We start from the raw sequence: 13,623 nt of genomic DNA, 5'->3' as shown, positions 1-13,623 counted from the left end.
GACACAGCCGGGTGTCGATCACATCGGGGTTTCCCCCGAGATCACCCCGGCCCGCTGCACGGTTCCGTGCAACCGACGCCGGAGCGCGCGTCGAGCTGCACTTGCAGGCCGTCGAGAATCGTCTGGAGGCCGAAGTCGAGGTCGTGCTCGGCGGTCACACCCTGGTCGTCGGCGCTCCACCCCTCGCTCTGGGCACGCAGCCGCGGGAATCGCATGGCGACCTCGGTCATTCGCGTGATCGTCTCCTGAAGCCGTTCTGCTTCGTCGCCTCCACCACGGCTGAGGCGGGCCTTCCATGCCGCCTCCGACGCCGCGCCGACGGCCGTACCCAGCACGAACGTGAACACGACCTTGGTCGCCTGGTCCGCGTCCCGCGCGGTGAACCCGGCCGTTTCGAAGACGCCGAGCAGATGGTCGTCGTGCCGGGCTTTTCCGGGACCGTAGACCAGGTGCGTGCTCATGGCGGGGACGAGCCACGGGTGCCCCAGGATCATCGCGTACATGCCTTTGGCCATCGTGGTGGCGGCGCCGCGCCAATCGGTCCCGTCAAGGTCGGGCAGGTCGATCTCTTCCCACACCGCGTCGCAGGCGAGTACGACGAGGTTTTCCTTGCTCTGCACGTGCCAGTAGACCGAGGTCGCGGCGGAGCCGAGCCGCCCGCCGAGCTGTCGCATGCTCAGTCCTTCGATCCCGTCGGAATCCAGCAGCTCGACGGCTGCCCGGACGATCTGTCCCCTGGTCAGGGTCTCGCGCGGCATGCGCACAGGATAAACGGCTCACTCGGACACCGTTCGAGTACCACTTGCACGCTGTGCAAGTCGCCGCTAACGTACGACTCGTACAGTGTGCAAGTCGGAGAGTTACCGGGGGATTCCATGACCACGCTCGCCCTTGCGCTGCCACAGTTCCTGCTGGCAGCGACGTTTTTCGCCATCCCCGTCGTCGGCGCCCGTCGCGGGACCGCGGCCCAGCGCGAGGCCGAGAGCGAATTGATACGACAGGGTGTTCCCGCCACCGTGCTGACCCGGTACGGGATCGACTTCGGAGCGACCCGCGGAAGCTTCGTCCTGGCAGTGGCGATCGGAGTGCTCTTCGCGGTACTGGCCACGCTCAACCTGGCCGGAGACGACATGGCGGAGACCCTGACCTGGATCTTTCAGCCGATCGTTCTCGTGCTCGGCTGCCTGATCATGCCCGGTGAGGTATTCGTCGTCCGGGGTATCCGATCCACGTTCAGGAAGTCCGGTGACGCCGTGGCGCAAGGCATCGACGTCGAGGCACTGGTCGCCGCGGTGCGGCGACGTTTTCCCGGCTGGCTCCCCCACGTGATCCTCGCCAGGTTCGTGCTGGCGACCCTGGGCTCGGCGCTCGTACTCGTGCTGCTGGCCACCTCGTCCGGCTGAGACAACCGGACAAGTCCTAGGCCGAGCAGAGCAATCTCGCGGGTTCCCCGTCATGGGTGTTCCGGTCGCCCGTCGGAGTGTCGCCGGGGCAAACCGGCGGCACTCCGACGCAGAAGGGCGGGCTGATGACCGCGCAGCGCACGATCACGGACGAGATCGGCGAAATCGGTGTCTGGCTGATGGGCGAGTTCGGCGGCCGCTTGCCCGCGAACGTGATCAGCCGGGTGCTCAACGCGAGCAAGCGCGACCTCGAAGGCCGCATCGACCCCGAAGAGCTGGGCGAGATGTTCCATACCCTCTGCCGGTTCCGCCTTCAGCGGATCCTGGCCGCGGACGAGCGGATCACGGTCAAGATCCCCGGCGCCCGCCTTTCGTGATGGTCTTGAGCTCGACGTACTGAGCGAGGCCCGCCGCACCGTATTCACGGCCGATGCCACTGGCCTTGTAGCCGCCGAAGGGACCGTCGAAGCCGATCGGCGCGCCGTTGACGGTCACCGTCCCGGTGCGCATCCGCCGCGCGACGGCGAGTGCCCGGTCCTCGTCGGCCGACCAGACCCCGCCGGAGAGCCCGTACTCGGAGTCGTTGGCGATGCGGACCGCGTCGTCCTCGTCCGCATAGGGGATGATGACCAGCACGGGCCCGAAGATCTCCTCCTTGGCGATGCGCATCGTGCTGTCGACGTCGGCGAACAAGGTCGGCGTGACGTAGTTGCCCTTGTCCAGGCCTGCCGGAATCCCGGAGCCTCCGGTGACGAGGCGCGCGCCCTCGGCGACACCGATCTCGATGTAGTCGCGCACCCGCTGTTGCTGGTCAGGCCGCACCATCGGGCCGATGAAGGTCTCGTCGTCGGCCGGGTCGCCCACCACGAGCGATTCCATCATCTCCTTGAGCCCGGCGACCACCTCGTCGTACCGCCCGCGCGGCGCGAGGATCCGTGTCTGCGCGATACAGGCTTCGCCGTTGTTGAGCAGCGATCCGAACTTCAGCCCGGCGATCACGTCCGCCATCACGGCGTCGGGCAGGATCACCGCCGCGGACTTCCCGCCCAGCTCCAGGCTGACCCGCTTCAGCCGCTCCCCCGCCAGCGCCGCGATCCGGCGGCCGGCGGCGGTCGAACCGGTGAACGCGATCTTGTCGACGCCGGGGTGTTTCACCAGGTACTCGCTGGTCTCCCGGTCCGCGGGCAGCACGCTGATCACGCCGGACGGCAGCCCGGCCTCCGTGAGCAGGTCCGCGAGCAGGCTCATGCTCAGCGAGTTCTCCGGCGAGACCTTGAGGACGACGGTGTTCCCCGCGAGCAGCGCCGGGACGATCTTGGCCATCGACGCCGAGAATGGCGAGTTCCACGGGATGATCGCGGCGACCACACCGATCGGTTCCCGGCGCACGATGGAACGGAACGGCGCGGACGGGTCAGCGGTGTCAGCGTCTCCTCCCACCCGAATTCCTCCGCCGCCTTCAGGTACGAGACGGCGAGACGTCCCACCCCGGGCTGCCCGGCCCGCGTGAACCAGAGAGCGGAACCGTTCTCGGCCGAGATGAGCTCGGCGATCTCGTCCGCGCGAGCCTCCCTCAGCGCGTTCAGCCGGCGGAGCACCGCGATCCGTTCCTCCGGCGGGGTCCGCGGCCACGGACCTTCGTCGAAGGCGGCCCTGGCCGCGGCGACGGCACGGTCGATGTCAGCGGGAAGGGCTTGGACGACGCGCCCCAGCACCGACTGGTCGTGCGGGGACACGATGTCCAGCCGCGCCGGGTCGCTCGGGGTCGTCCATTCGCCTCCGATGAAGAGCCTGTCGTTCGTGATCACCGTTCCGCCTCTCTAACTGTCACATCAACGTAGCACTTATATCGGTTAACGCCACAGCCGCGTGATACATTCCCGGCATGAGAGCCGATGCGACGCGAAATCTCGAAGCCGTCCTGACCACTGGCGCGCGCATGCTCGCTCACGACCCTTCGGCCACCATCAGTGCGATCGCCGCCGAGGCCGGTGTCGACAGGCGCACCGTCTACCGGCGCTTCGCCTCCCGTGAAGAGCTCCTGGCCGCCATCTACGACTCGCGGCTGACCGCGGTCGAACAGGTCGTCCGCGCCGCCCGGCTCACCGAGACGGCGGTCCCCGTGGCCTTGCACCGGTATGTCGAGGGCATCATCGAGGTCAACCGTGCCTGGCCGGTCGAGTTGACCCGGATGCGCGCCGAACCCTCCATCCAGGACCGCCGGAACCGGCTCTCCGCCGAGGTGGACACGTTCCTCCAGCGGGCCACCGACGAGGGATTTCTCCGCGCGGACGTCCCGGACGGCTGGGCGAGCCGGCTGCTGATCCAGCTCCTCCACCTCGCATCGAGGGAGGAAATGGCCGCCCCGCGCGCCGCCGATCTGCTCGTCGAGACCTTCCTGAGCGGGGTCGGTGCCCGCTGACGTCCCCCTCTTGTCCATAAAGGACATTCCAGCCCCGCTCGACGTCCGTATGGGCTTGGCGGTCACCCCGCGACCCCCACGGAGCGGCGACGTCACGCAGAGTGTGCGAAGGTGGCGGCATGGCCGCTTCCCACAGGCGCTTCCCCCTGTCCTGGACCACCGTCATGCCGGTCCTCGCCATAGTCGTGCTGGCGTTGAGCTGGGGCCGCGATCTGGGCGCGGTGCCGGTGATCATCGTCGCGCTCGCGCTCGGCGGGACGGTGCTGGCCGCGGTGCATCACGCCGAAGTGGTGGCGCATCGCGTCGGGGAACCCTTCGGCTCGCTGGTGCTGGCGATCGCGGTCACGGTCATCGAAGTCGCGCTGATCGTGACGATGATGTCCTCCGGCGGCCCCGAGGCAGGCACGCTGGCCCGCGACACGGTGTTCGCCGCGGTGATGATCACCATGAACGGCATCGCCGGCATCTCGCTCATGGTCGGCGCCCGTCGCTACGGCGAGACGCATTTCAACCCCGAAGGCAGCGGCGGCGCCCTCGCCACCGTGGCGACCCTGGCCACCGTCAGCCTCGTGTTGCCGACCTTCACCACCAGCACCCCGGGCCCGGCCTTCAACGGCACGCAGCTCACCTTCGCCGCCGTCGCCTCGCTGCTGCTCTACGGCCTTTTCGTGCTCACCCAGACCGTGCGCCACCGCGACTTCTTCCTGCCCGTCGACAGCGAGGGGTCGGTGAAGGAAGAGGAACACGCCGAGCTGCCGACCAGCAAGGCCGCGCTCACCAGCCTCGGGCTGCTGCTCGTGGCGCTGGTCGCGGTCGTCGGCCTGGCGAAGGTCGAATCCCCCGCCATCGAAGCGGGGGTCAGCGCGGCGGGCTTCCCGCAGTCGTTCGTGGGCGTGGTGATCGCGATGCTGGTGCTGCTGCCGGAAACGCTGGCCGCGACCAGGGCCGCGCGGCGCGATCGGATGCAGACCAGCATCAACCTCGCCTACGGTTCGGCGATCGCGAGCATCGGGCTCACCATCCCGACCATCGCGCTGGCGTCGATCTGGCTGGACGGGCCACTGCTGCTGGGCCTCGGCGCGACCCACATCGTGCTGCTGGCGCTGACGATCGCGGTCAGCGTGCTCACCGTCGTCCCCGGCCGCGCGACCCGGCTGCAGGGCGGGGTGCACCTGGTCCTGCTGGCCGCGTTCCTGGTGCTCGCCATCAACCCGTGACACGTCCTCTTCGGACCGGGTTCTGTCGGAGGTCCCGGGTAATCTCAGCCCCGTGAACGCTCGGGACCGCATCCAAGAACTCGCCGATCAGATCGTCGTCCTTCGCGACGCCTACTACCGGGGCTCGCCGAAGGTGGCCGACGCCGACTACGACGCGATCGAAGACGAATTGCGCGGGCTCATCGAGGCGAATCCCGAGCTGGCACCGGAGCCGAACCCGCTCGACCAGGTCGGCGCGCCCGCCGTCCTGCACGCGCCCATCCGGCATTCGCGGCCGATGCTGTCGCTGGAGAAGGCGACCAAGCCCGAGCAGGTCGAGGCGTTCTTCGCCCGGTTCCCCGGGCAGCCGGTGGTCGTCATGCCGAAGCTCGACGGCCTGTCGCTCGCCCTCGTCTACGAGAACGGGCGGCTCGCCAGGGCGGTCACCCGCGGTGACGGGACCACGGGCGACGACGTGACCATGCTGGTCCGGGCGCTGACCGACGGCGTCCCGGACAAGGTCGACGCACCCGGCCGGGTCGAGGTTCGCGGCGAGGCCGTCATGCTGCGGTCCACTTTCGCCGCCTACAACAAGGTCCATCCGGACAAGCCGCTGATCAATCCGCGCAACGCCGCCGCCGGCACCTTGCGCGCGAAGGACCCGGCCACCGTCGCCGAGCGGCGTCTGCAGTTCTTCGCGTTCGACCTCTCCACGGAGCCCGACAGCGCGGAAACCGATCTCGACGGTGCGCTGCGGACGCTCGGGTTCGCGGCCGCCGACATGCGCCACTGCGAAGACGCCGAGTCGGCGCAGGCGGTAATCACGACCATCGAGCAGCAGCGCAACGACCTCGACTACGACCTCGACGGCGCGGTGCTGCGCCTGGCGGATCGCGACGCCTACGCCGCCGCCGGGACGCGGTCCAGTTCCCCGCGCGGGGCGCTGGCCTTCAAGTTCGCCGCCGAGGAGAAGACCACCGTGCTCGCCGACGTCGTCTGGGACGTCGGCAAGACCGGCAAGATCGCCCCCGTCGCGTGGCTGGAGCCGGTGTTTGTCGGCGGGACCACCGTCACGCGCGCGACGTTGGCCAACCAGGAGGTCATCAAGGCCCGCGGCATCAAGATCGGCGACACCGTGCTCGTGCGCCGCGCCGGCGACGTGATCCCGTTCGTGGCCGGCGTCCTCGACGCCGCCAAGCGCACCGGCGAGGAGCGGGAGATCGTGCCGCCCTCGGTGTGCCCGTCGTGCGGAGAGCCGTTGACCGAACAGGGCAACAGCCGGGAACTGTTCTGCACCAACGTCGCCTGCCCCGCGCAGACCGTCCGGCGGCTGATCCACTGGGCGTCGCGCGCGGCAGCGGACATCGACGCGATCGGCGGCGTCTGGATCGAGCGGCTCGCCGAGGCCGGGATTCTCGAACACCCATCGGACTTCTACCGCCTCACCAAGGAAAAGCTGCTGGAGTTCGACCGCATCGGCGACATCTCCGCCACCCGCATGATCGAGTCGATCGACGCGAGCCGGGCCGTGGGCCTGCGCCGGGCGCTGATCGGCCTCGCGATCCCGATGGCCTCCGAAGGCACCGCCGCGCGGCTGTGCCGGGCCGGGTTCGGCTCGCTGGAGGCCGTCGCAGACGCGGGCGAGGAGGGTCTCGTCGCCGTGGAGGACATCGGTCCGAAGGTCGCCGCGTCCCTGATCGAGCACCTCACTCGGCTCCGTCCCGAGCTCGAGCGGCTGCGCGAGGCCGGGGTCTCGCTGGACGTCCGTGAAGAAGACCTCCCGCCGGTCGTCGCGGCGGGCGCGCCGCTGGAGGGCAAGACGGTCGTGGTCACCGGATCGATCAGCGACCCGCGCTCCGGCGAGAAGGTGCCGCGCCCGACCTTCCAGCGGCTGTGCGAGAAGGCGGGCGCGACCATCGCGTCGTCGGTCTCGGCGAACACGGACCTGCTCATCACCGGCGCCGACGTCGGAGCGAGCAAGCTCACCAAGGCCGAAAAGCTCGAAGTCGAAGTCGTCGACCAGGGCGTGATCTGGGGCCAGTTGATCGAAGCGGGCGTCGTCTAGCGATGGGTCTCGTGAGTGGCGAGGACGGTTAGAGCGGCCCGCTATTTGCTTACCCACACCTGAACAGGGCGAACGTGAGGTGTCAGTGGTCGAGCGGGGAGGATTGGGGACGTTGAGCGTCCCCAATCCTCCCCGCACACACGCCACCTGACAGAGACAACGGCGCACAGACCAAAGCGAATCTCGTGAGTGGTGAGGACGGTTCTAACCGTCCTCACCACTCACGAGACTCGACCGGCGATGTCACGTGACCGACCGGACGACACGCGTGATCCGGCGGACGACACGCGTGATCCGGTGGACGACACGCGTGGCTGGAGGAACGACACGACCGCGGCTGGGGTTCCGCCGCGAGCCGTCCGTCTGATCACGTGTGTCGTCCCTCCAGCCACGTGTGTCGTCCGGTCAGTCACGCGAACCCGCCGCCGGCGCACCGGCGGTAGGTACCTAAGCCACCCTTGGCTCTCACCGTCCTCGCCACTCACGAGACATCGGGCCGGTCCAAAGCCTGAAGCTCTGCGTGCGCGGCTTCGCGAAACCGAGACCAGTGCTCGTGCAGGTAGTCCCAGACGAGCTGACCATCGGGTGGCCCCTCCCAATAGGCTCGGTTGAGCCGGTCTGCCAGTTCACCGAGCGGCCCCGCGAGACCGACCGGCGCGATCAACGCCAGCCGGTTGTGCAGGAACCACATTCGATGCGAGAGCTCTGTCGATCGCTTGTCCCCGTCTGCAGTCGCGCGCTCCATCTCCTGGTAAACCTCGAGGTAGCCCTCCACCGCGATACGCAGCTCGGTTCGGCGGTCCGCCGCGCGCACCAGGCGTTCCCGGCGCTCAGCGGATCGCCCCGCCACGTGCTGGCTCACGATCGTGCCTGCGGCGCCGATCGCCGTTCCCAGCAAGGTCCCCACCACCAGAAGCCAGTTCATGACCGCTAGTCGCGGGCGGGTCCTGGCTCGTTAACGCATTTCCGGTTGTAAGACCCACCTTCCTGCCGGCGATATCAGGGTGAGAATCGGCCGCACGAGACAGGAGACGGGCCTTGGGCGATCAGGGACAAGCCATCGGGGTCGAAGACGAGCGCTACGAACCTCTTGTCCGCGAACTCGTGTTGATCCAGCAGCAGACCCACCAGATAGCCAGGACCCAGTTCGTGCAGTCACGGATCTGGTGGACAATCAATCTGCTAGTCGGCCTGCCCGCCGCCGGGGTGGCCGCCGCGGCCGGAGGGCTCGCGTTGTCGGGCGCGAGCCGAGCCGGTCTGGTCGGTGTGCTCGCGCTGGTTTCCGCAACACTGGGATCGTTCCAAACGGTGCTCGGCGCGCAACGGCGCCAGTCGAACGCCGAGCGCTGCGGGAATTCCTACCTGGAAGTCCGCAACGCGGCGAGGCGGCTTGCCCGGATCGATCTGGAGACGATGGAGTATTCCGACGCGCGGCGCACTCTCGAAGAACTGACCCGGCGACAGGAGGAGATCAATCGTTCGGCGGATCCGCCATCGTTTCTCGCCATGCGCGTCGGCAGGAAACTCGCCTACGGAAGCGACCTCCATCCTAATCTCCAGCCCAAAGATGCGTTCGCGATTCCGGCTCAGTCGTGAGCCGTCAATCCGCGGGCTTCGTCCGGTATCGCGGGCTCGTCGAGTGCCATTCGAAACCGCCGCCCATCCAGCCCCGCAATCCGCGGAGAAACCGCTGCAGTTCGGCCGAAGGCACCGTGCTCAGCTTCTCGTGCGCGGCCTGGAAATCGCGGACGACGTCGTTGTGCAGTTCGACGGTGATCGCCGTAGCCTCTTCGATCGTGCATTTCCGGTCGTCGGCGATCAGCAGCACCGCGTTGCAGGGCGGCGACTCGTCCTCCAGGTCCTTGGTGACGGAGTGCACGTCGTTGACGAGCACGGCCGCCGTCCCGGCTTGGATCGCCGCCTCGCGGACCCGGGGGTCGTAGTAGAGGTTCGCGGTCAGCTCGTAGCCGCCGAGGACGTCGATCAACGTCATCGAGGTGTAGAAGCTGTCGTGCTGCCTGGCCGCGAGATACTCCCACGCGGGCGGGTACTTCCCGCTGTGCCGCCATGCCGCGTAGGCGGTCCAGCTCACGAACATCGCGAAGGTCGAATAGCAGACACGCTGGACCTGCGCGGCGGTCCCGGATCGCCGCAGGAAATCCGTCGCCGAGCCGAGCGCCACCAGGACCCGGTCGTTCCGCAGCGTTTCGTCGAGGTCTCGGCTGAACTCACCCAGCGACGGCACCGGGTCCATGGCGGCCATCGCCAGCGCGAGCTTCGGCGGCAGCTCGGCCGGCACCGCGCCGAGCGAGGTGTCGTCGGCGTAGAGGTCGTCGGCCGCCCACCAGGCGGCGTTGAGCTTCGCCGAGATCAGCAGTCGCTCGGGATCTTCGCAATCCGGGTGGGCGAGCATGACGAGCCTGCCGAAGCCCGCCTTCCCGATCTGTTCGCATTCCTCCTCGTCGAAGCCGCACTCCCCCGCCCACAGCACCAGCCGCCGGTCGACCTCCACGGCGAGCGGGTCGTTGATCCGTTCCGTGACGGGGCAGTACAGCGGCGGCGCCGACCCGTCACCCCACGGCCGGTACGCGTAAGCCGGGTCGAGACCGGGTTCCTCAGGTGACGGAGCCTCCTGAGGAACCGCGGTCAGCCGGGCCGCCAGCCGGGCGGCGGACGTGCCAAGCCCGCTCGGCCCGGCCAGCAGCGTGGCGAGCGCACCTTGTTCGGTCATCGCTTCGCTCCAGGTCAGACGCGGTCCGCGGCGATGAGCAGATAGTGGAAGCTGCCTTCGCGGTACGCGTCCAGGAACGGCCCTTCGATCCCGGTCGCCACCGAAGACTTCGCCCGCAGCTCCCAGTACGGGATCGTGTCCGGCGTCAGATCCACCACCGAGATCGGCACCAGGTCGTTGGCCGTCATGGCCTTGAAGTACTCGCTGCGCGGATGGATGTTGCACGTGTAGTGCTGGTCGATCTGCGCGACGGCCTTCGACCGGCCACCGGTCACGTCGTTGTAGCACCCGGTGATGGTGACGTAGCGGCCGCCGAACTCCAGCTGTCGCGCGTGCTCGGCGAACAACTCGTGGAGGTCCACGTACATGGTGCTTTCGTTGTTCCAGATCGCCTTGCGCGAGCCGGATTCGAAACCGGTGTCGAGCATGTTGCGGAAGTGGTAGCGCACCCGGTCGGCGACACCGCGGATATCCGCCTGGTGATTGGCGAACTCGACCTGCTTCTCCGAGATCGAGATCCCGTCGACGTGGCAGCCGAAACGCGCGTTGGCCATGATGCTGGACCCGCCGCGCCCGCAGCCGGCGTCGAGGAGCCGGTCGTCCGGTTTCACGTCGCCGAGGTGATCGAGCAGAACGTCGGCCTGCGCCGTCTCCAGACGGTGCATTTCGGCGATGATCCGCTCGTCGTGGGTGTCTTCGGGGCCTTCCAGCACCGACCAGTCGACCTCGCCGACCCCGTAGTGGTGGTGATAGAGCCCGTCCACATCGCCCAGACGCAGGTTGACCGGGTCCTTCTCCTTGTTCCAGTACGACGCCACCGACTTCTGATACTCGGTGCGCAGAACCTTTGCGGGAGCGGGAGTACGGGCGATCGTCACGTGTGTGGTCCTTTCTGGAGCGTTGTTGTTCGTTGTCGTCGCGGGGCGAGGGGTCACCGCGCGACCTCGACGTTCTCCAGGACGCCGAGCGCGTCGGGCACGAGCACGGCGGCGGAGTAGTAGGTGCTGACCAGGTAGCTGGCGACCGCCTGTTCGTTGATTCCGTCGAAGCGCACGTTCAGGCCCGGCTCGTACTCGTCGGGCAGGCCGGTCTGGTGCAGTGCGATCACACCGTTGTCCTCCACGCCGGTCCGCATGGCGAGGATCGAGGACGTGCCGCTGTCGGTGATCGGGATCTTGTCGCAGGGCAGGAGCGGTACCCCGCGCCACGCGGCGACCACCTTGCCGTCGACGGTGGTGCCTTCCGGATACAGGCTGCGGCGCGTGCATTCCCTGCCGAACGCGGCGATCGCGCGCGGGTGGGCGAGGAAGAACTTCGTCTTGCGGCGGCGGCTGACGAGCTCGTCCATGTCGTCGGGCGTCGGCGGACCCGACCGGGTCTGGAACCGCGATTTGAGATCGGCGTTGTGCAGCAGGCCGAACTCGCGGTTGTTGATCAGGTCGTACTCCTGCCGCTCACGCAGCGCCGAAATAGTCAGCCGGAGTTGCTCTTCGAACTGGTCCATCGGCCCGTTGTAGAGATCGGTCACCCGGGTGTGCACCCGGAGCGCCGTCTGCGCGACGGCCAGGTCGTACTCGCGCGGCGAGATCTCGTAATCGACGAACGTGCCCGGCAGCAGCGGCTCGCCGTCGTGTCCGGACGACATCCCGATCTCGGCCTCGCCCTTGGCGTTCTGCGGTTTTCCCTTGTGCGCCAGCATGTCCTGCACATGGCGGCGCATCGCCTCCGACCGGCCGTTGAGATCGGCGAAGTCTTCGGCACGCAGGGTCAGCACGATCACCGGGGTGACGGCCTTGGCGGTGAACGGCCAGTTCCGGTCGATGCCGGCGAGCATCTCGTCGCCGAAGTGGTCGCCGTCGGCCATGCTGCCGACGGAGGCTTCCGCGCCGTACTCGCCCGGCACCACCTTGGCGATCTTGCCGTGCGCGACCAGCACGACCTCTTCGAGCGGAGCGCCGTGGCTGACGATCGTCTCGCCGGGCTGGTACTCGTGCTGCACGAACCGGTCGGCGAGCGCGGTGAGCGTGTCTTCGTCGTCGAAACCCCGCAGCAGAGCCAATTCCGCGAGTTCCTGCGGGACGACCCGCACCTCCGTGCCGACGTTCGTGAAGCTCACCCGCCCGTCGCCGATCGCGTAGGTCAGCCGCCGGTTGACCCGGTAGGTGCCACCGGTCGCCTCGACCCAGGGCAGCATCTTCAGCAGCCAGCGCGGCGTGATGCTCTGCATCTGCGGCCGCGTCTTGGTGGTCGTCGCCAGGTTGCGCGCGGCGGCGGGGCCGAGACTGAGCCGCCGGTCGGCCTCCGGCGTCGTGGCGGTCATCCTTCGCGGCCGAGTTCGGCGGCTTCGAGGACGGCCAGCGCGTCCGGTACGAGCACGGCGGCGGAGTAGTAGGTGCTGACCAGGTAGGAGATGATCGCCTGCTCCGAGATCCCCATGAACCGGACGTTCAGCCCAGGTTCGTATTCGTCCGGCAGGCCGATCTGACGCAGGCCGACCACGCCCTGGTTCTTCTCGCCGGTGCGGATCAGCAGCACGGAACTGGTGCTGGTCTGGCTCACCGGGATCTTGTTGCACGGCAGGATCGGGACACCGCGCCAGGACGGCACCTTGTGCCCGCCGAGGTCGGTGCCGGTCGGGTAGATGCCGCGTTTGCTGCACTCGCGGCTGAACGCGGCGATCGTGCGCGGATGCGCGAGGAAGAAGCCGGGTTCCTTCCACACCAGGGCGAGCAGGTCGTCGAAGTCGTCCGGGGTGGGCGGGCCGGTGCGCGTCGCGATCCGCTGGGTGAAGTCGGCGTTGTGCAGCAGGCCGAAGTCGGTGTTGTTGATCATTTCGTGCTCTTGCCGCTCACGCAGCGCTTCGATGGTCAGCCGCAACTGCTGTTCGGTCTGGTCCATCGGCTGGTTGTAGAGATCGGACACCCGGCTGTGGACCCGGAGCACGGTCTGGGCGACGCTCAGTTCGTATTCGCGCGGGGAGGTTTCGTAGTCGACGAACGTGCCCGGCAGCAGCGGCTCGCCGTCGTGTCCGGACGAGATGTCGATCTCGGCCTCGCCGAAGTCGTTGGAGCGTCCGGAGTCCCGCGTAGCCTGCTCGATCTGCGCCTGCAGCGACTCGGACTGTTCGAGGACGCGCTCGAAATCCTGGCGGGTCAGGGTGAGCACGGTGCAGGCGGTGGCCGCCTTGGCGGTGAACTCCCAGATACCGTCGTCGTCCACGAGGGCTTGCGCGCCGAAGTAGTCGCCGTCCTTGACCACGCCGAGCGCGGTTTCGTCACCGTAGTGACCGGGGCCGGTCTTGCTGATCTTGCCGTGCGCGATGAGGAAGACCCGATCGGCCCGGTGCCCGAATTCGACGAGCACGTCGCCTGCCGCCACTTCCTGCTGTTCGAAGCGGCGGGCGAGTTCGGCGAGGACCTCTTCGTCGTCGTATCCCTTGAGCGGTTTCAGTTCCCCGAGTTCCGCCGGAATCACGCTGACCTCGGTGCCGGCCTTCGAGAAGGTCACCCGCCCGTCGCCGACCGCGTAATTGAGCCGTCGGTTGACCCGGTAGGCACCGCCGTTCACCTGAACCCATTCGAGCGACTTCAGCAGCCACCGGGACGAAATTCCCTGCATCTGCGGAACGGATTTGGTCGTCGTCGCCAGGTTGCGCGCGGCGGCCCGGCCCAAGCTCAGCTGCGGATTTTCCGGCCCCTGGACACCTTCGGCGGAAGTGCCCGATTCGGTCACGGTCACAGCAAGGTCCACCCTTCGATAGTCGTGTGAACAAACAAGATCCACAAATCGCGGCGTGCCGATCATGC

At 68.0% G+C, this 13,623-nt stretch carries 12 protein-coding genes and 1 pseudogene; 6 read left to right on the top strand and 7 right to left on the bottom strand.

What is annotated here, in order from left to right:
• Nucleotides 1–41: 41 nt before the first annotated feature.
• A complete protein-coding gene (locus MJQ72_RS07880) occupies nucleotides 42–758 on the bottom strand; it encodes a TetR/AcrR family transcriptional regulator (RefSeq protein WP_240598464.1) in 717 nt (238 codons plus the stop codon).
• Between the two features lie 117 nt (nucleotides 759–875).
• Between MJQ72_RS07880 and MJQ72_RS07875 the strand changes: the two genes are divergently transcribed.
• Together MJQ72_RS07875 and MJQ72_RS07870 are read left to right on the top strand one after the other, a co-directional pair.
• The gene (locus MJQ72_RS07875; protein WP_240598463.1) at nucleotides 876–1,403 is read left to right on the top strand and encodes a hypothetical protein; all 528 of its coding nucleotides are present in this window, start codon (nucleotides 876–878) and stop codon (nucleotides 1,401–1,403) included.
• Nucleotides 1,404–1,528: 125 nt separating this feature from the next.
• Nucleotides 1,529–1,780, top strand: a complete 252-nt coding sequence (locus MJQ72_RS07870) for a hypothetical protein (RefSeq protein ID WP_063273976.1) — start codon at nucleotides 1,529–1,531, stop codon at nucleotides 1,778–1,780.
• Here MJQ72_RS07870 and MJQ72_RS07865 read toward each other — a convergent pair.
• Nucleotides 1,752–3,211: pseudogene (locus MJQ72_RS07865) on the bottom strand (aldehyde dehydrogenase). The gene MJQ72_RS07870 and the pseudogene MJQ72_RS07865 overlap by 29 nt on opposite strands.
• 77 nt (nucleotides 3,212–3,288) lie before the next feature.
• Here MJQ72_RS07865 and MJQ72_RS07860 point away from each other — a divergent pair.
• The 3 genes from MJQ72_RS07860 to ligA all read left to right on the top strand — a co-directional run bounded on the left by MJQ72_RS07860 (nucleotide 3,289) and on the right by ligA (nucleotide 7,086).
• On the top strand, nucleotides 3,289–3,825 hold the full coding sequence (locus MJQ72_RS07860) for a TetR/AcrR family transcriptional regulator (RefSeq protein WP_240598462.1): 537 nt from the start codon (nucleotides 3,289–3,291) through the stop codon (nucleotides 3,823–3,825).
• A gap of 119 nt (nucleotides 3,826–3,944) precedes the next feature.
• On the top strand, nucleotides 3,945–5,042 hold the full coding sequence (locus MJQ72_RS07855) for a calcium:proton antiporter (RefSeq protein ID WP_240598461.1): 1,098 nt from the start codon (nucleotides 3,945–3,947) through the stop codon (nucleotides 5,040–5,042).
• Between the two features lie 52 nt (nucleotides 5,043–5,094).
• Nucleotides 5,095–7,086: an NAD-dependent DNA ligase LigA gene (gene ligA / locus MJQ72_RS07850; RefSeq protein WP_240598460.1), complete on the top strand. Its 1,992-nt coding sequence runs from the start codon at nucleotides 5,095–5,097 to the stop codon at nucleotides 7,084–7,086.
• A 481-nt stretch (nucleotides 7,087–7,567) separates the two neighbouring features.
• Here ligA and MJQ72_RS07845 read toward each other — a convergent pair whose 3' ends face one another.
• Entirely contained in the window at nucleotides 7,568–8,011 is a 444-nt protein-coding gene (locus MJQ72_RS07845) for a hypothetical protein (protein WP_240598459.1), read from the bottom strand.
• Nucleotides 8,012–8,124: 113 nt separating this feature from the next.
• On the opposite strand from MJQ72_RS07845, the gene MJQ72_RS07840 reads away from it, so the two are divergent.
• The gene (locus MJQ72_RS07840) at nucleotides 8,125–8,682 is read left to right on the top strand and encodes an SLATT domain-containing protein (protein ID WP_240598458.1); all 558 of its coding nucleotides are present in this window, start codon (nucleotides 8,125–8,127) and stop codon (nucleotides 8,680–8,682) included.
• A gap of 4 nt (nucleotides 8,683–8,686) precedes the next feature.
• Here MJQ72_RS07840 and MJQ72_RS07835 read toward each other — a convergent pair whose 3' ends face one another.
• The 4 genes from MJQ72_RS07835 to MJQ72_RS07820 are packed head-to-tail and all read right to left on the bottom strand — an operon-like array spanning nucleotide 8,687 to nucleotide 13,555.
• Nucleotides 8,687–9,817: a family 2 encapsulin nanocompartment cargo protein terpene cyclase gene (locus MJQ72_RS07835; protein ID WP_240598457.1), complete on the bottom strand. Its 1,131-nt coding sequence runs from the start codon at nucleotides 9,815–9,817 to the stop codon at nucleotides 8,687–8,689.
• Between the two features lie 14 nt (nucleotides 9,818–9,831).
• Entirely contained in the window at nucleotides 9,832–10,695 is an 864-nt protein-coding gene (locus tag MJQ72_RS07830; protein WP_240598456.1) for a geranyl diphosphate 2-C-methyltransferase, read from the bottom strand.
• A gap of 53 nt (nucleotides 10,696–10,748) precedes the next feature.
• The gene (locus MJQ72_RS07825) at nucleotides 10,749–12,137 is read right to left on the bottom strand and encodes a family 2B encapsulin nanocompartment shell protein (protein WP_240598455.1); all 1,389 of its coding nucleotides are present in this window, start codon (nucleotides 12,135–12,137) and stop codon (nucleotides 10,749–10,751) included.
• A complete protein-coding gene (locus tag MJQ72_RS07820; protein WP_240598454.1) occupies nucleotides 12,134–13,555 on the bottom strand; it encodes a family 2B encapsulin nanocompartment shell protein in 1,422 nt (473 codons plus the stop codon). Before MJQ72_RS07820 ends, MJQ72_RS07825 begins: the two co-directional genes overlap by 4 nt.
• Nucleotides 13,556–13,623: the final 68 nt, after the last annotated feature.

Origin of the sequence: Amycolatopsis sp. EV170708-02-1 (genome assembly GCF_022479115.1) — a bacterium.
Classification (GTDB): Bacteria; Actinomycetota; Actinomycetes; order Mycobacteriales; family Pseudonocardiaceae; genus Amycolatopsis.
The sequence above is the reverse complement of the archived record's forward strand: the minus strand, read 5'-3'. Positions and strand labels throughout refer to the sequence as shown.